The sequence below is a fragment of the Pseudomonas endophytica genome, from assembly GCF_001411475.1.
In the GTDB taxonomy this organism is placed as follows: Bacteria; Pseudomonadota; Gammaproteobacteria; order Pseudomonadales; family Pseudomonadaceae; genus Aquipseudomonas; species Aquipseudomonas endophytica.
In genome coordinates, this window is the sequence record NZ_LLWH01000112.1 from 21,200 (window position 1) to 34,810 (window position 13,611).

Annotated in this window: 27 protein-coding genes; all 27 read right to left on the bottom strand. The window is 53.4% G+C overall.

Going from position 1 to position 13,611, the window contains the following annotated elements:
- Positions 1 to 8: 8 nt before the first annotated feature.
- Positions 9 to 629: a 30S ribosomal protein S4 gene (rpsD, locus tag AQS70_RS08415; RefSeq protein WP_003444359.1), complete on the bottom strand. Its 621-nt coding sequence runs from the start codon at positions 627 to 629 to the stop codon at positions 9 to 11.
- Between the two features lie 18 nt (positions 630 to 647).
- Complete coding sequence (gene rpsK, locus AQS70_RS08420) at positions 648 to 1,037, bottom strand: 30S ribosomal protein S11 (RefSeq protein WP_002555466.1); 390 nt, start codon at positions 1,035 to 1,037, stop codon at positions 648 to 650.
- A 30-nt stretch (positions 1,038 to 1,067) separates the two neighbouring features.
- On the bottom strand, positions 1,068 to 1,424 hold the full coding sequence (rpsM, locus tag AQS70_RS08425; protein ID WP_019409909.1) for a 30S ribosomal protein S13: 357 nt from the start codon (positions 1,422 to 1,424) through the stop codon (positions 1,068 to 1,070).
- Between the two features lie 129 nt (positions 1,425 to 1,553).
- Positions 1,554 to 1,670, bottom strand: coding sequence for a 50S ribosomal protein L36 (rpmJ, locus tag AQS70_RS08430; protein WP_002555468.1), 117 nt, complete (start codon positions 1,668 to 1,670; stop codon positions 1,554 to 1,556).
- A gap of 28 nt (positions 1,671 to 1,698) precedes the next feature.
- Complete coding sequence (secY, locus tag AQS70_RS08435) at positions 1,699 to 3,027, bottom strand: preprotein translocase subunit SecY (RefSeq protein WP_055102393.1); 1,329 nt, start codon at positions 3,025 to 3,027, stop codon at positions 1,699 to 1,701.
- Positions 3,028 to 3,465, bottom strand: a complete 438-nt coding sequence (gene rplO, locus AQS70_RS08440; protein ID WP_003176407.1) for a 50S ribosomal protein L15 — start codon at positions 3,463 to 3,465, stop codon at positions 3,028 to 3,030. It abuts the gene before it with no gap.
- Positions 3,466 to 3,468: 3 nt separating this feature from the next.
- Positions 3,469 to 3,645, bottom strand: a complete 177-nt coding sequence (gene rpmD / locus AQS70_RS08445) for a 50S ribosomal protein L30 (RefSeq protein ID WP_003176408.1) — start codon at positions 3,643 to 3,645, stop codon at positions 3,469 to 3,471.
- Positions 3,646 to 3,647: 2 nt separating this feature from the next.
- Positions 3,648 to 4,148: a 30S ribosomal protein S5 gene (gene rpsE / locus AQS70_RS08450; RefSeq protein WP_003186035.1), complete on the bottom strand. Its 501-nt coding sequence runs from the start codon at positions 4,146 to 4,148 to the stop codon at positions 3,648 to 3,650.
- A 3-nt stretch (positions 4,149 to 4,151) separates the two neighbouring features.
- Positions 4,152 to 4,502 carry a 50S ribosomal protein L18 gene (gene rplR, locus AQS70_RS08455; RefSeq protein WP_003444364.1) on the bottom strand — a complete coding sequence of 117 codons (351 nt, stop codon included), beginning with the start codon at positions 4,500 to 4,502 and terminating at the stop codon, positions 4,152 to 4,154.
- Between the two features lie 10 nt (positions 4,503 to 4,512).
- On the bottom strand, positions 4,513 to 5,046 hold the full coding sequence (gene rplF, locus AQS70_RS08460) for a 50S ribosomal protein L6 (protein ID WP_003176412.1): 534 nt from the start codon (positions 5,044 to 5,046) through the stop codon (positions 4,513 to 4,515).
- A 12-nt stretch (positions 5,047 to 5,058) separates the two neighbouring features.
- Positions 5,059 to 5,451 carry a 30S ribosomal protein S8 gene (gene rpsH / locus AQS70_RS08465; RefSeq protein WP_048373837.1) on the bottom strand — a complete coding sequence of 131 codons (393 nt, stop codon included), beginning with the start codon at positions 5,449 to 5,451 and terminating at the stop codon, positions 5,059 to 5,061.
- A 212-nt stretch (positions 5,452 to 5,663) separates the two neighbouring features.
- On the bottom strand, positions 5,664 to 5,969 hold the full coding sequence (gene rpsN, locus AQS70_RS08470) for a 30S ribosomal protein S14 (protein WP_019409906.1): 306 nt from the start codon (positions 5,967 to 5,969) through the stop codon (positions 5,664 to 5,666).
- A gap of 13 nt (positions 5,970 to 5,982) precedes the next feature.
- Complete coding sequence (rplE, locus tag AQS70_RS08475) at positions 5,983 to 6,522, bottom strand: 50S ribosomal protein L5 (protein ID WP_003186044.1); 540 nt, start codon at positions 6,520 to 6,522, stop codon at positions 5,983 to 5,985.
- Positions 6,523 to 6,544: 22 nt separating this feature from the next.
- On the bottom strand, positions 6,545 to 6,859 hold the full coding sequence (gene rplX, locus AQS70_RS08480; RefSeq protein ID WP_048373841.1) for a 50S ribosomal protein L24: 315 nt from the start codon (positions 6,857 to 6,859) through the stop codon (positions 6,545 to 6,547).
- Between the two features lie 11 nt (positions 6,860 to 6,870).
- Complete coding sequence (rplN, locus tag AQS70_RS08485; RefSeq protein ID WP_002555479.1) at positions 6,871 to 7,239, bottom strand: 50S ribosomal protein L14; 369 nt, start codon at positions 7,237 to 7,239, stop codon at positions 6,871 to 6,873.
- Between the two features lie 23 nt (positions 7,240 to 7,262).
- Positions 7,263 to 7,529, bottom strand: a complete 267-nt coding sequence (gene rpsQ / locus AQS70_RS08490) for a 30S ribosomal protein S17 (RefSeq protein WP_003444370.1) — start codon at positions 7,527 to 7,529, stop codon at positions 7,263 to 7,265.
- A gap of 2 nt (positions 7,530 to 7,531) precedes the next feature.
- Positions 7,532 to 7,723, bottom strand: a complete 192-nt coding sequence (gene rpmC, locus AQS70_RS08495) for a 50S ribosomal protein L29 (protein WP_003444371.1) — start codon at positions 7,721 to 7,723, stop codon at positions 7,532 to 7,534.
- Positions 7,723 to 8,136: a 50S ribosomal protein L16 gene (rplP, locus tag AQS70_RS08500; protein WP_019409905.1), complete on the bottom strand. Its 414-nt coding sequence runs from the start codon at positions 8,134 to 8,136 to the stop codon at positions 7,723 to 7,725. Before rplP ends, rpmC begins: the two co-directional genes overlap by 1 nt.
- A 12-nt stretch (positions 8,137 to 8,148) precedes the next feature.
- A complete protein-coding gene (gene rpsC, locus AQS70_RS08505) occupies positions 8,149 to 8,835 on the bottom strand; it encodes a 30S ribosomal protein S3 (RefSeq protein ID WP_003176422.1) in 687 nt (228 codons plus the stop codon).
- 13 nt (positions 8,836 to 8,848) lie between these two features.
- Positions 8,849 to 9,181, bottom strand: coding sequence for a 50S ribosomal protein L22 (gene rplV / locus AQS70_RS08510; protein WP_003444373.1), 333 nt, complete (start codon positions 9,179 to 9,181; stop codon positions 8,849 to 8,851).
- A gap of 13 nt (positions 9,182 to 9,194) precedes the next feature.
- Positions 9,195 to 9,470, bottom strand: a complete 276-nt coding sequence (gene rpsS, locus AQS70_RS08515; protein ID WP_003232420.1) for a 30S ribosomal protein S19 — start codon at positions 9,468 to 9,470, stop codon at positions 9,195 to 9,197.
- A gap of 16 nt (positions 9,471 to 9,486) precedes the next feature.
- The gene (gene rplB / locus AQS70_RS08520; RefSeq protein WP_055102394.1) at positions 9,487 to 10,311 is read right to left on the bottom strand and encodes a 50S ribosomal protein L2; all 825 of its coding nucleotides are present in this window, start codon (positions 10,309 to 10,311) and stop codon (positions 9,487 to 9,489) included.
- A 14-nt stretch (positions 10,312 to 10,325) separates the two neighbouring features.
- Positions 10,326 to 10,625 (bottom strand): 50S ribosomal protein L23, encoded by a 300-nt coding sequence (gene rplW, locus AQS70_RS08525; protein ID WP_003444375.1) that lies wholly within the window; start codon positions 10,623 to 10,625, stop codon positions 10,326 to 10,328.
- Positions 10,622 to 11,224, bottom strand: a complete 603-nt coding sequence (gene rplD, locus AQS70_RS08530) for a 50S ribosomal protein L4 (RefSeq protein ID WP_048373846.1) — start codon at positions 11,222 to 11,224, stop codon at positions 10,622 to 10,624. Before rplD ends, rplW begins: the two co-directional genes overlap by 4 nt.
- 12 nt (positions 11,225 to 11,236) lie before the next feature.
- Positions 11,237 to 11,872, bottom strand: a complete 636-nt coding sequence (gene rplC / locus AQS70_RS08535; protein WP_055102395.1) for a 50S ribosomal protein L3 — start codon at positions 11,870 to 11,872, stop codon at positions 11,237 to 11,239.
- 81 nt (positions 11,873 to 11,953) lie between these two features.
- Positions 11,954 to 12,265 carry a 30S ribosomal protein S10 gene (gene rpsJ / locus AQS70_RS08540; RefSeq protein WP_003186070.1) on the bottom strand — a complete coding sequence of 104 codons (312 nt, stop codon included), beginning with the start codon at positions 12,263 to 12,265 and terminating at the stop codon, positions 11,954 to 11,956.
- Between the two features lie 143 nt (positions 12,266 to 12,408).
- On the bottom strand, positions 12,409 to 13,602 hold the full coding sequence (tuf, locus tag AQS70_RS08545) for an elongation factor Tu (RefSeq protein WP_048373848.1): 1,194 nt from the start codon (positions 13,600 to 13,602) through the stop codon (positions 12,409 to 12,411).
- Positions 13,603 to 13,611: the final 9 nt, after the last annotated feature.

Here is a 13,611-nt window from a genome sequence, read left to right on the forward strand (position 1 = left end):
TCTAGCCCTTACTTGGAGTAGAGCTCGACAATCAGGCTTTCGTTGATGTCGGCGGACAGATCACTGCGAGCTGGAACGTTCTTGAAAACGCCCGACTTCTTCTCAGTGTCTACTTCTACCCATTCTACGCGGCCACGTTGGGCACACAGATCGAGAGCTTGGACAATGCGAAGCTGGTTTTTTGCTTTCTCGCGGATAGCGACCACGTCACCAGCACGAACCTGGTAGGACGGTACGTTAACGGTTTGACCGTTTACGCTGATCGACTTGTGCGATACCAACTGACGAGATTCGGCACGAGTAGAACCGAAACCCATACGGTATACGACGTTATCCAAGCGGCATTCGAGCAGTTGCAACAGGTTTTCGCCAGTTGCACCTTTTTTGCCAGCAGCTTGTTTGTAGTAGCCGCTGAACTGACGCTCGAGAACGCCATAGATACGACGGACCTTCTGCTTTTCACGCAGTTGGGTGCCGTAGTCGGATTGGCGACCGCGGCGTTGGCCGTGGATGCCTGGAGCAGCTTCAATATTGCACTTCGATTCGATAGCGCGCACACCACTCTTCAGGAAGAGATCAGTGCCTTCACGACGTGCCAGTTTGCATTTTGGACCAATGTAACGAGCCATTCTTTACAGTCTCCTGGATTACACGCGGCGCTTCTTCGGCGGACGGCACCCGTTGTGCGGGATTGGCGTCACGTCGGTGATGCTGGCGATCTTATAGCCACAGCCGTTCAAAGCACGGACAGCGGACTCACGACCTGGACCTGGACCTTTAACGTTAACGTCAAGGTTTTTCAGGCCATATTCCAGCGCAGCTTGACCAGCACGTTCAGCAGCTACTTGAGCAGCAAACGGGGTGGACTTGCGAGAACCGCGGAAACCCGAACCACCGGAGGTTGCCCAAGAAAGAGCGTTACCTTGACGGTCGGTGATGGTCACGATGGTGTTGTTGAAAGACGCGTGGATGTGGGCGATGCCATCAACCACTGTCTTTTTTACTTTTTTACGAGGACGAGCAGCAGGTTTTGCCATGACTAAATTCCTGTCGATTCGCTGGTGCGATTACTTGCGGATCGGCTTACGCGGACCTTTGCGAGTACGCGCGTTGGTCTTGGTACGCTGACCGCGCACTGGAAGACCACGACGATGGCGCAGACCGCGGTAGCAGCCCAAATCCATCAAGCGTTTGATTTTCATGTTGACTTCACGACGCAGGTCACCTTCAGTGGTGAACTTTGCCACTTCGCCACGCAGCAACTCAATCTGCTCGTCGCTCAGATCCTTGATCTTAGCGGCTGGGTTTACACCAGCATCCACACAGATTTTCTGTGCAGTAGTGCGACCAACACCATAGATGTAGGTCAGCGAGATAACAGTGTGCTTGTTATCTGGAATGTTAACGCCTGCAATACGGGCCATTCAGTGGGACTCCAATTGACAGCTACCTACGCCCCGGAAGCCAAGAAATAGGGCGCGAGATAATATCGCTGTAATAACAAATAATCAACCCAGCAGCGCACTAGCTGCTGGGCTTCAAACAGATCACACTCAGCCTTGGCGCTGTTTGTGACGTGGTTCCGCGCTGCAAATTACCCGAACAACACCTTCGCGGCGAATAATCTTGCAGTTACGGCACAGCTTTTTCACCGATGCACGAACTTTCATCACCAACTCCTCTAACCTTATGGAAACTTCAGCGCAGCATGCCGCTGCCGTAGCCCTTCAGGTTGGCTTTCTTCATCAGGGATTCGTACTGGTGCGAAACGAGGTGCGATTGTACTTGCGACATAAAGTCCATAACAACCACGACCACGATCAGCAACGAGGTCCCGCCAAGGTAGAACGGAACGTTTGCCGCAACCACCAGGAACTGGGGCAGCAGACAGACGGCCGTCATATAAAGAGCACCGAACAGAGTCAAGCGAGTCAAAACGCCATCAATATAGCGCGCAGACTGCTCACCTGGACGGATACCCGGAATAAAGGCACCGGACTTCTTCAGGTTTTCCGCTACGTCTTTCGGATTGAACATCAACGCCGTATAGAAGAAGCAGAAGAAAATAATCCCTGCACTAAACAGCAGAATATTCAACGGCTGACCAGGAGCGATCGACTGCGAGATGTCCTGCAACCAGCCCATACCTTCAGACTGACCAAACCAGGCACCCAACGAAGCCGGGAACAGCAAAATGCTGCTCGCAAAAATAGCCGGAATAACACCGGCCATATTCACTTTCAGCGGTAGGTGGCTAGTCTGAGCAGCAAACACCTTGCGGCCTTGCTGACGCTTGGCGTAGTGAACAGCAATACGACGCTGACCACGCTCAATGAACACCACGAAACCGATAATCGCTACTGCCAGCAAACCGATAGCAACCAAGGCGAAGATATTGATATCACCCTGACGCGCAGACTCGAAAGACTGCCCAATTGCTCTCGGAAGACCGGCGACGATACCCGAAAAAATCAACATCGAGATACCGTTGCCAACACCACGCTCAGTAATCTGCTCACCCAGCCACATCATAAACATTGCACCCGCCACGAAGGTGGTTATTGCAACGAAATGGAAGCCAAGATCACCAGTGAACGCTACGCCCTGCCCCGCCAAGCCAATGGACATGCCAATAGCCTGAACGAGAGCAAGAGCGACGGTGAGGTAGCGGGTGTACTGGCTTATCTTGCGACGGCCAGCTTCACCTTCCTTCTTCAACTGCTCCAGCTGTGGGCTGACAGCGGACATAAGCTGCATGATGATCGATGCCGAAATATACGGCATGATCCCCAGCGCAAAAATACTCATCCGCTCCAGCGCACCGCCGGAAAACATATTGAACAAGCTAAGTATGGTCCCCTCATTCTGTCGAAACAGGTCCGCTAGCCGGTCCGGGTTGATGCCTGGAACTGGAATGTGTGCGCCTATTCGATAGACGATAATCGCCAGGAATAGAAAACGCAGACGAGCCCAGAGCTCGGACAACCCGCCTTTGCTGAGCGCTGAGAGAGCACCTTGCTTAGCCATTTATTCCTCGAACTTGCCGCCAGCTGCTTCGATAGCCGAACGCGCACCTTTGGTGGCGCCGATTCCCTTGCCGATAGTGACAGCGCGAGTAACTTCGCCGGACAGCATGATTTTCACACGCTGTACATTGACGTTAATCACGTTGGCATCTTTCAGGGTCTGCACAGTAACGATGTCGCCTTCCACTTTAGCCAGCTCGGACAGACGCACTTCTGCGCGATCCATAGCTTTCAGGGAAACGAAACCGAACTTAGGCAGACGACGATGCAGCGGCTGTTGACCGCCTTCAAAGCCTGGAGCAATTGTGCCACCGGAGCGGGAGGTTTGACCTTTGTGACCACGGCCACCAGTCTTACCCAAACCACTACCGATACCACGGCCCGGACGATGCTTTTCGCGACGGGAACCCGGCGCTGGACTCAGATCATTGAGTTTCATCGATTAACCCTCGACACGCAGCATGTAGTAAGCCTTGTTGATCATCCCGCGATTCTCGGGAGTATCCTGGACTTCTACAGTGTGACCGATGCGACGCAGACCCAGACCCTTAACGCACAATTTGTGGTTAGGGATACGGCCGGTCATGCTTTTGATCAGCGTTACTTTTACGGTAGCCATGATCAGAAGATCTCCTTGACGCTTTTGCCACGCTTAGCAGCGATGGACTCAGGAGATTGCATAGCTTTCAAACCTTTAAAAGTGGCGTGAACCACGTTTACCGGGTTAGTCGAGCCATAGCACTTAGCCAGAACGTTCTGAACGCCAGCAACTTCGAGGACAGCACGCATTGCGCCGCCAGCGATGATACCGGTACCTTCAGAGGCAGGCTGCATGTACACCTTCGAAGCGCCATGGGCAGACTTCATAGCGTATTGCAGAGTAGTGCCGTTCAGATCTACTTGAATCATGTTGCGGCGAGCAGCTTCCATTGCCTTCTGGATCGCAGCAGGCACTTCACGTGACTTGCCACGGCCGAAGCCAACACGCCCTTTACCATCACCCACTACGGTCAACGCAGTGAAAGTGAAGATACGGCCGCCTTTAACGGTTTTGGCTACGCGGTTAACTTGAACCAGCTTCTCAATGTAGCCTTCGTCGCGCTTTTGGTCGTTATTTGACATAACTTAGAACTCCAGCCCAGCTTCACGAGCAGCCTCAGCCAGCGCTTTCACGCGGCCGTGGTACTTGAAGCCAGAGCGGTCGAAAGCCACCTGCGAGACGCCAGCGGCTTTTGCACGCGTAGCGACCAGCTGGCCAACCTTTGTGGCCGCGTCGATGTTGCCAGTGGCAGCATCACGCAGTTCTTTGTCCAAAGTCGAGGCGCTTGCCAAGACTTTGCTGCCGTCGGCCGAGATGACCTGGGCATAGATGTGCTGCGAAGAGCGGAACACGCAGAGACGCACGACTTCTAATTCGTGCATTTTCAGACGTGCTTTGCGAGCGCGACGCAGTCGAGTAACTTTTTTGTCGGTCATTTGCTAGGCCCTACTTCTTCTTGGCTTCTTTACGGCGGACGACTTCGTCCGCGTAACGCACACCTTTACCTTTGTAAGGCTCTGGCGGACGGAAGTCGCGGATCTCAGCGGCCACTTGACCTACTAGCTGCTTGTCGATGCCCTTGATCAGGATATCGGTTTGGCTAGGAGTCTCAGCGGTGATGCCTTCCGGCAGTTCGTAATCCACTGGGTGCGAGAAGCCAAGAGCTAGGTTCAGCACTGTGCCTTTTGCTTGCGCTTTGTAACCAACACCGACCAGCTGGAGCTTACGCTCGAAGCCTTGGCTTACGCCTTGGACCATGTTGTTTACCAACGCACGAGTGGTACCAGCCATTGCGCGAGTTTGTTGATCGCCATTGCGAGCAGCGAAACGCAGCTCACCAGCTTCTTCAACGATTTCAACCGACGAATGGATGTTCAGTTCTAGAGTACCCTTGGCACCCTTCACCGAAAGCTGTTGGCCTGCGAATTTTACTTCGACACCAGCTGGCAGCTTTACGGGGTTCTTAGCGACGCGTGACATGCTTATCCCCCCTTAGAACACTGTGCAAAGAACTTCGCCGCCGACACCGGCAGCGCGCGCAGCACGATCCGTCATCACACCTTTGTTGGTGGAGACGATAGACACACCGAGGCCGCCACGAACTTTGGGCAGATCATCGGAGGACTTGTACTGACGCAGGCCTGGACGGCTAACGCGCTTAACTTCTTCGATTACCGGACGGCCTTCGAAGTACTTCAGCTCGATAGACAGCAGTGGCTTAATTTCGCTGCTGATCTGAAAATCCGCGATGTAACCTTCGTCCTTAAGAACTTTAGCTACAGCCACCTTCAACGTGGAAGACGGCATGCTTACGACAGACTTTTCAGCCATCTGGGCATTACGGATTCGAGTTAGCATGTCCGCTAACGGGTCCTGCATACTCATGGGCTAGACGCTCCTGATACAAAAAGAATTAGCCTTGCGGCTACAACTGTCGCCGAGTGACTCCGCACCCAAAAAGCACGGGCTCTGGCGAGCCGGTCATTCTAGACATACGTCAGAAATGAATCAAGCCCCAATAGGGGCCTGATTCATATCCAAGATCACCGACTGTCAGGATCTTACGACCCCAACAGCGAAGACTTTGTCTGTACGCCTTACCAGCTGGCTTTAACCAGACCTGGTACGTCGCCGCGCATTGCTGCTTCACGCAATTTGTTACGGCCCAGGCCGAACTTGCGGTAAACACCATGCGGACGACCAGTCAGGCGGCAGCGGTTACGCATGCGCGCAGCGCTTGCGTCACGTGGCTGCTTCTGCAGAGCTACTTGAGCTTCCCAACGCGCTTCTGGACTTGCGTTCAGATCAACGATGATAGCTTTAAGCTCAGCACGCTTTTTGGCGAACTTAGCAACCGTAAGCTGACGTTTCAGCTCGCGGTTTTTCATGCTCATCTTGGCCATGGTCCTACTCCAATCAGTTGCGGAACGGGAATTTGAAAGCACGCAGCAATGCGCGACCTTCATCATCTGTCCGAGCAGTGGTGGTCAGGGTGATGTCCAGACCGCGAAGGGCATCAATTTTGTCGTAGTCAATTTCCGGGAAAATGATCTGCTCTTTAACGCCCATGCTGTAGTTACCACGACCATCGAAGGACTTGGCATTCAGGCCGCGGAAGTCGCGAACCCGAGGCAGGGAGATCGACAGCAGACGATCCAAGAATTCATACATACGCTCACGGCGCAAGGTTACTTTGACGCCGATCGGCCATCCCTCGCGGACTTTAAAGCCAGCGATGGATTTACGAGCGTAGGTCACAACAACTTTTTGACCGGTGATTTTTTCCAAATCAGCAACCGCGTGCTCGATGACTTTCTTGTCACCGATCGCTTCGCCCAGACCCATATTCAGGGTGATTTTGGTAACGCGCGGAACTTCCATCACGTTCGAAAGCTTAAGTTCTTCCTTAAGTTTCGGAGCGATTTCCTTCCGGTAAATCTCTTTTAGTCGTGCCATGGTCTCATCTACCTAGCAGTGTTCAAGCATCAACCGCTTTTTGGGTCGACTTGAAGACACGAATTTTTTTGCCTTCTTCTACTTTGAAACCAACGCGATCAGCCTTGTTGGTTTCGCCGTTGAAAATGGCGACGTTAGAAGCGTCCAGCGGAGCTTCCTTTTCGACGATACCGCCTTGCACGCCCGACATCGGGTTAGGCTTGGTATGACGCTTAACCAGGTTTAAACCACCTACAACCAGACGGTTGTTAGCGAGAACCTTAAGCACCTTACCGCGCTTACCTTTGTCTTTGCCGGCGATCACGATGATCTCGTCGTCACGACGAATCTTTTGCATGTCGGATCTCCTTACAGCACTTCTGGGGCGAGCGAGACGATCTTCATGAACTTCTCAGTACGAAGTTCACGGGTCACTGGCCCAAAGATACGGGTGCCGATCGGCTCTTGCTTGTTGTTCAAAAGAACAGCAGCGTTGCCATCAAAGCGGATAATGGAGCCATCTGCACGGCGAACACCGTGACGAGTGCGGACTACAACAGCAGTCATCACTTGGCCTTTTTTCACCTTACCGCGAGGAATTGCTTCCTTCACGGTAACTTTGATGATGTCACCGATACCAGCGTAACGACGATGGGAGCCACCCAGCACCTTGATGCACATAACACGGCGTGCGCCGCTGTTATCGGCCACATCGAGCATGGATTGAGTCTGAATCATATAATTTCTCCGACCCCTAGTCCTTAGACTTCCACAGCACGTTCGAGAATATCAACCAGAGCCCAAGACTTAGTCTTGGCCAGCGGACGAGTTTCACGAATAGTGACTTTGTCGCCGATGTGGCACTGATTGGTTTCGTCGTGCGCGTGCAGCTTAGTCGAACGCTTAACGTATTTACCGTAGATCGGGTGCTTAACACGACGCTCGATCAGAACGGTGATGGTCTTGTCCATCTTGTCGCTGACAACACGGCCAGTCAGCGTACGGACAGTTTTTTCGGCTTCAGCCATGATTACTTACCTGCCTGCTGTTTGAGCACAGTCTTCACGCGAGCGATGTCACGCTTAACTTGCGAGAGCAGATGAGACTGCCCCAACTGGCCAGTTGCTTTCTGCATACGCAGATTGAACTGGTCGCGCAGCAAGCCGAGCAGTTGCTCGTTCAGCTGCTGTGCGGATTTTTCACGAAGTTCATTCGCTTTCATCACATCACCGTCCGTTTAACAAAGGAGGTGGCGAGCGGCAGCTTTGCAGCAGCCAGGGCGAAAGCCTCACGCGCCAGCTCTTCAGAAACACCCTCGATCTCATACAGGACTTTGCCTGGCTGAATCTGGGCAACCCAGTATTCGACGTTACCCTTACCTTTACCCATCCGAACTTCGAGAGGCTTTTTGGAAATAGGCTTGTCCGGGAATACACGGATCCAGATCTTACCGCCACGCTTAACGTGACGGGTCAGAGCACGACGCGCTGATTCGATCTGACGAGCGGTGAGGCGACCACGAGCAACAGACTTCAGCGCATACTCGCCGAAGCTGACTTTGCTACCGCGCAATGCCAAGCCACGGTTGTGGCCAGTCATTTGCTTGCGGAACTTCGTACGCTTAGGTTGTAACATTTGGCGTACCCCTTACTTAGCAGCTTTTTTACGAGGCGCTGGTGCTTGTGGCTTCAGTTCTTCTTGGCGACCACCAATTACTTCGCCTTTAAAGATCCAAACCTTGACACCGATCACACCGTAAGTGGTGTGAGCTTCGTAGTTGGCATAGTCGATATCGGCACGCAGGGTGTGCAACGGCACACGACCTTCGCGATACCATTCAGTACGTGCGATTTCAGCACCGCCGAGACGACCGCTCACTTGGATTTTGATGCCTTTGGCACCAATGCGCATAGCGTTCTGTACAGCGCGCTTCATAGCGCGACGGAACATTACACGACGCTCCAGCTGCTGAGCTACGCTCTGCGCAACCAGCATACCGTCGAGTTCCGGCTTGCGGATCTCTTCGATATTGATGTGCACAGGCACACCCATTTGCTTGGTCAGGTCCTGACGCAGCTTCTCAACATCTTCACCTTTCTTCCCGATAACGATACCTGGACGAGCAGTGTGGATGGTGATGCGTGCAGTTTGGGCCGGACGATGGATATCGATACGGCTTACGGACGCGCTTTTTAGTTTGTCTTGGAGGTATTCACGCACCTTCAGATCTGCGAACAGGTAGTCCGCATAAGTCCGACCGTCTGCGTACCAGACGGAGGTGTGCTCCTTGACGATTCCCAGGCGAATGCCAATGGGATGTACTTTCTGACCCATCTCTTCGACTCCGTTACTTGTCAGCAACCTTGACAGTGATATGGCAAGACCGCTTGACGATGCGATCAGCGCGGCCTTTAGCACGCGGCATGATACGCTTCAGCGAACGCCCTTCGTTGACGAAAACGGTGGCGACTTTAAGGTCGTCAACGTCTGCGCCTTCGTTATGCTCGGCGTTGGCTACGGCCGACTCCAGCACTTTTTTGATGATCTCGGCGGCTTTCTTGTTGCTGAAAGCCAACAGGTTGAGCGCTTCGCCCACCTTCTTCCCGCGGATCTGGTCGGCGACCAAGCGGGCTTTCTGGGCGGAGATTCGAGCGCCCGACAACTTAGCGGCTACTTCCATCGTTCCTTACCCCTTAACGCTTGGCTTTCTTGTCAGCCACGTGCCCACGATAAGTGCGGGTACCGGCAAACTCGCCTAGTTTATGGCCAACCATGTCTTCGTTCACGAGAACTGGAACATGTAGACGACCGTTATGCACAGCGATGGTCAGACCGACCATTTGTGGCAGGATCATCGAACGACGCGACCAGGTTTTCACCGGCTTGCGATCGTTCTTTTCCGCCGCCACTTCGATCTTCTTCAGTAGGTGAAGATCAATAAAAGGACCTTTTTTCAGAGAACGTGGCACTGTCGTATCCCTCTATTTACTTGCGACGACGGACGATCATTTTGTCGGTACGCTTATTACCACGAGTCTTCGCGCCCTTAGTCGGGAAGCCCCATGGCGATACCGGATGACGACCACCAGAGGTACGACCTTCACCACCACCATGTGGGTGGTCAACCGGGTTCATGGCAACACCACGAACGGTTGGGCGAACGCCACGCCAGCGTTTGGCACCAGCTTTACCCAACGAACGCAGGCTGTGCTCGGAGTTCGAGACTTCACCTAGCGTTGCACGGCATTCAGCCAATACTTTACGCATTTCACCAGAGCGTAGACGCAGGGTCACGTAGACACCTTCGCGAGCTACCAGCTGAGCCGAAGCACCAGCGGAACGTGCGATTTGCGCGCCTTTACCTGGCTTCAATTCGATGCCGTGTACGGTGCTACCTACTGGAATGCTACGCAGTTGCAGCGAGTTACCTGGCTTGATCGGAGCCAAAGCACCCGAGATCAGCTGGTCACCAGCGCTCACGCCTTTAGGGGCGATGATGTAACGGCGTTCGCCGTCTGCGTAAAGCATAAGAGCAATGTGAGCAGTACGGTTTGGATCGTATTCGATGCGCTCAACAGTGGCTGGAATGCCATCTTTGTCGTTGCGACGGAAGTCGACCAAACGATAGTGCTGCTTATGACCACCACCAATGTGACGAGTGGTAATACGGCCATTATTGTTACGACCACCAGACTTCGATTTTTTCTCGAGCAGCGGTGCGTGAGGAGCGCCTTTATGCAGCTCCTGGTTGACCACCTTGACCACATGACGGCGGCCAGGGGAAGTCGGTTTGCATTTAACGATTGCCATGATGCACCCCTTCCTTACTCAGCACTGCTGCTGAAATCGAGATCTTGGCCTGGCTGAAGGGAGATAACTGCCTTCTTCCAGTCATTACGCTTGCCCACGCCGCGAGCGGTGCGCTTGCTCTTACCCAGAACATTCAGGGTAGTAACACGCTCAACTTTCACGCTGAACAGGCTTTCGACGGCCTTCTTGATTTCCAGCTTGGTTGCGTCAGTAGCAACTTTGAAAACGAACTGGCCTTTCTTGTCTGCCAGAACCGTAGCCTTCTCGGAAACGTGCGGGCCAAGCAGAACTTTAAATACGCGTTCCTGGTTCATCCCAGCAGCTCCTCGAATTTCTTCACGGCCGACACGGTGATCAACACCTTGTCGTATGCGATCAGACTAACTGGATCGGAACCTTGCACGTCACGTACATCAACGTGTGGTAGGTTACGAGCAGCCAGGTACAGGTTCTGATCAACAACTTCGGACACGATCAGGACGTCTGTCAGACCCATGCCATTCAGTTTGTTCAGCAGATCTTTGGTTTTTGGCGCTTCAACAGCGAAGTCCTGAACCACGACCAGACGATCAGTACGCACTAGTTCAGCAAGGATGGAGCGCAGTGCTGCGCGGTACATCTTCTTGTTGAGCTTCTGAGAGTGATCTTGTGGACGAGCTGCGAAAGTGGTACCGCCGCCACGCCAGATTGGGCTACGGATAGTACCAGCACGAGCGCGGCCAGTACCTTTCTGACGCCAAGGGCGCTTACCGCCACCACGGACATCAGAACGGGTCTTTTGCTGCTTGCTACCTTGACGGCCGCCGGCCATGTAGGCCACGACTGCTTGGTGAACCAGCGTCTCGTTGAATTCGCCGCCGAAAGTCAGTTCGGAAACTTCAATCGCTTGAGCGTCATTTACGTTTAATTGCATGTCAGCTTCCCCTTAACCGCGAGCCTTGGCCGCTGGACGTACAACCAGGTTGCCGCCAGTAGCGCCAGGAACAGCACCCTTGACCAACAACAGATTGCGTTCAGCGTCGACGCGCACTACTTCGAGGGACTGCACGGTCACGCGCTCAGCGCCCATATGACCGGACATTTTCTTGCCCTTGAATACACGACCAGGAGTCTGGCACTGGCCAATAGAGCCCGGGACGCGGTGGGAAACGGAGTTACCGTGAGTGTTGTCTTGGCCACGGAAATTCCAACGCTTGATCGTACCCTGGAAGCCTTTACCTTTGGACTGACCGGTTACATCAACCAGTTGACCAGCAGCGAAGATTTCAGCGTTAATCAGATCGCCTGCTGCGTATTCGCCTTCTTCAAGACGGAATTCCAGCACGGTACGACCAGCAGCAACGTTTGCCTTGGCGAAGTGACCCGCCTGAGCAGCTGTTACACGCGAAGCGCGACGCTCGCCGACAGTGACTTGCACTGCACGATAGCCATCGGTTTCTTCAGTTTTGAACTGGGTGACGCGATTCGGCTCGATCTCAATGACCGTGACCGGAATGGAGACACCTTCTTCGGTGAAAATACGGGTCATACCGCATTTACGACCGACTACACCAATAGTCATGTTGTAAACCTCATGAGTGTACGGGGCTTTCACCCGCTATGGCCGCCCATTTCAGAGCGTTACACGACTAAGACCCAAGTCTTAGCCGAGGCTGATCTGCACTTCCACACCGGCCGCAAGATCAAGCTTCATAAGTGCATCAACGGTTTTATCCGTTGGCTGAACGATGTCCAGAACGCGCTTATGAGTACGGATCTCGTACTGGTCGCGCGCGTCTTTGTTGACGTGCGGAGAGACCAGAACGGTGAACCGCTCTTTACGGGTAGGCAGTGGAATTGGACCACGCACTTGAGCACCAGTACGTTTCGCGGTTTCCACGATTTCCTGGGTTGATTGGTCGATCAGGCGATGGTCAAAAGCCTTCAACCTGATACGGATTTGCTGATTTTGCATTGGATTTCAGACTCCAGATTGCTGTTCCCACCGAGCGCAATACGCCCGTTAAAAGGAGGCGCAATTCTATAGACGACCCCACTAGGTGTCAACTCAATAAAAAAAGCCCCCGCTGAGCGGGGGCTTTTTCATGCAATCAACGATTACTCGATGATTTTGGCTACGACGCCAGCGCCGACGGTACGACCGCCTTCACGGATAGCGAAACGCAGACCATCTTCCATTGCGATGGTTTTGATCAGGGTAACAGTCATTTGAATGTTGTCACCTGGCATTACCATTTCAACGCCTTCTGGCAGCTCGCAGTTACCAGTCACGTCAGTAGTACGGAAGTAGAACTGTGGACGATAGCCTTTGAAGAACGGAGTATGACGGCCGCCTTCTTCCTTGCTCAGAACGTATACTTCTGCGGTGAACTTGGTGTGAGGCTTAACAGTGCCTGGCTTAACCAGAACCTGACCACGCTCAACGTCGTCACGCTTGGTACCACGCAGCAGAACGCCACAGTTCTCGCCTGCACGACCTTCGTCGAGCAGTTTGCGGAACATTTCAACGCCGGTGCAGGTGGTAACAGTTGTGTCACGCAGACCAACGATTTCCAGTGGATCTTGAACGCGAACGATACCGCGCTCGATACGACCAGTCACAACAGTACCGCGACCAGAGATCGAGAATACGTCTTCGATTGGCATCAGGAACGGCTTGTCGGTCAGGCGAACTGGTTCTGGAATGTAAGTATCCAGAGTTTCAACCAGCTTACGAACGGCAGTGGTGCCCATTTCGTTTTCGTCATTGCCTTCCAAAGCCATACGAGCAGAACCGATGATGATCGGAGTGTCGTCACCTGGGAAGTCGTAAGTGCTCAGCAGATCGCGCACTTCCATCTCAACCAGTTCCAGCAGCTCAGCGTCGTCTACCAGGTCAGCCTTGTTCAGGAAAACCACGATGTACGGAACGCCTACCTGACGGGACAGCAGGATGTGCTCACGAGTTTGTGGCATCGGACCATCAGCGGCCGAACAAACCAGGATCGCGCCGTCCATTTGGGCAGCACCAGTGATCATGTTCTTCACGTAGTCAGCGTGACCTGGGCAGTCAACGTGAGCGTAGTGACGAATAGTCGAGTTGTACTCAACGTGAGCAGTGTTGATGGTGATACCACGAGCTTTTTCTTCTGGTGCGCTGTCGATCTTGTCGAAGTCAACACGAGCAGAGCCGAAAACCTCGGAGCAAACACGAGTCAGAGCTGCGGTCAGCGTGGTTTTACCATGGTCAACGTGACCGATAGTGCCAACGTTGACGTGCGGTAGGGAACGATCAAATTTTTCTTTAGCCACGACAATTAA

What these genes read in the sequence shown, in the direction of transcription:
- rpsQ (WP_003444370.1), bottom strand. Translation starts at nt 7,529, where the DNA reads ATGGCTGAAGCCGAAAAAACTGTCCGTACGCTGACTGGCCGTGTTGTC.
- rplF (WP_003176412.1), bottom strand. Translation starts at nt 5,046, where the DNA reads ATGTCACGCGTCGCTAAGAACCCCGTAAAGCTGCCAGCTGGTGTCGAA.
- rpsK (WP_002555466.1), bottom strand. Translation starts at nt 1,037, where the DNA reads ATGGCAAAACCTGCTGCTCGTCCTCGTAAAAAAGTAAAAAAGACAGTG.
- rplP (WP_019409905.1), bottom strand. Translation starts at nt 8,136, where the DNA reads ATGTTACAACCTAAGCGTACGAAGTTCCGCAAGCAAATGACTGGCCAC.
- rplO (WP_003176407.1), bottom strand. Translation starts at nt 3,465, where the DNA reads ATGAAACTCAATGATCTGAGTCCAGCGCCGGGTTCCCGTCGCGAAAAG.
- rplR (WP_003444364.1), bottom strand. Translation starts at nt 4,502, where the DNA reads ATGACCGACAAAAAAGTTACTCGACTGCGTCGCGCTCGCAAAGCACGT.
- rpsC (WP_003176422.1), bottom strand. Translation starts at nt 8,835, where the DNA reads ATGGGTCAGAAAGTACATCCCATTGGCATTCGCCTGGGAATCGTCAAG.
- rpsE (WP_003186035.1), bottom strand. Translation starts at nt 4,148, where the DNA reads ATGTCAAATAACGACCAAAAGCGCGACGAAGGCTACATTGAGAAGCTG.
- rpsJ (WP_003186070.1), bottom strand. Translation starts at nt 12,265, where the DNA reads ATGCAAAATCAGCAAATCCGTATCAGGTTGAAGGCTTTTGACCATCGC.
- rplV (WP_003444373.1), bottom strand. Translation starts at nt 9,181, where the DNA reads ATGGAAGTAGCCGCTAAGTTGTCGGGCGCTCGAATCTCCGCCCAGAAA.
- rpmJ (WP_002555468.1), bottom strand. Translation starts at nt 1,670, where the DNA reads ATGAAAGTTCGTGCATCGGTGAAAAAGCTGTGCCGTAACTGCAAGATT.
- rplC (WP_055102395.1), bottom strand. Translation starts at nt 11,872, where the DNA reads ATGACTATTGGTGTAGTCGGTCGTAAATGCGGTATGACCCGTATTTTC.
- rplB (WP_055102394.1), bottom strand. Translation starts at nt 10,311, where the DNA reads ATGGCAATCGTTAAATGCAAACCGACTTCCCCTGGCCGCCGTCATGTG.
- rpsM (WP_019409909.1), bottom strand. Translation starts at nt 1,424, where the DNA reads ATGGCCCGTATTGCAGGCGTTAACATTCCAGATAACAAGCACACTGTT.
- rplN (WP_002555479.1), bottom strand. Translation starts at nt 7,239, where the DNA reads ATGATTCAGACTCAATCCATGCTCGATGTGGCCGATAACAGCGGCGCA.
- rpmD (WP_003176408.1), bottom strand. Translation starts at nt 3,645, where the DNA reads ATGGCTACCGTAAAAGTAACGCTGATCAAAAGCATGACCGGCCGTATC.
- rpsH (WP_048373837.1), bottom strand. Translation starts at nt 5,451, where the DNA reads ATGAGTATGCAGGACCCGTTAGCGGACATGCTAACTCGAATCCGTAAT.
- rpsN (WP_019409906.1), bottom strand. Translation starts at nt 5,969, where the DNA reads ATGGCCAAGATGAGCATGAAAAACCGCGAGCTGAAACGTCAGCTTACG.
- rpsD (WP_003444359.1), bottom strand. Translation starts at nt 629, where the DNA reads ATGGCTCGTTACATTGGTCCAAAATGCAAACTGGCACGTCGTGAAGGC.
- rplD (WP_048373846.1), bottom strand. Translation starts at nt 11,224, where the DNA reads ATGCAATTAAACGTAAATGACGCTCAAGCGATTGAAGTTTCCGAACTG.
- rpmC (WP_003444371.1), bottom strand. Translation starts at nt 7,723, where the DNA reads ATGAAAGCGAATGAACTTCGTGAAAAATCCGCACAGCAGCTGAACGAG.
- secY (WP_055102393.1), bottom strand. Translation starts at nt 3,027, where the DNA reads ATGGCTAAGCAAGGTGCTCTCTCAGCGCTCAGCAAAGGCGGGTTGTCC.
- rplX (WP_048373841.1), bottom strand. Translation starts at nt 6,859, where the DNA reads ATGCAAAAGATTCGTCGTGACGACGAGATCATCGTGATCGCCGGCAAA.
- rplE (WP_003186044.1), bottom strand. Translation starts at nt 6,522, where the DNA reads ATGGCACGACTAAAAGAGATTTACCGGAAGGAAATCGCTCCGAAACTT.
- rplW (WP_003444375.1), bottom strand. Translation starts at nt 10,625, where the DNA reads ATGAACCAGGAACGCGTATTTAAAGTTCTGCTTGGCCCGCACGTTTCC.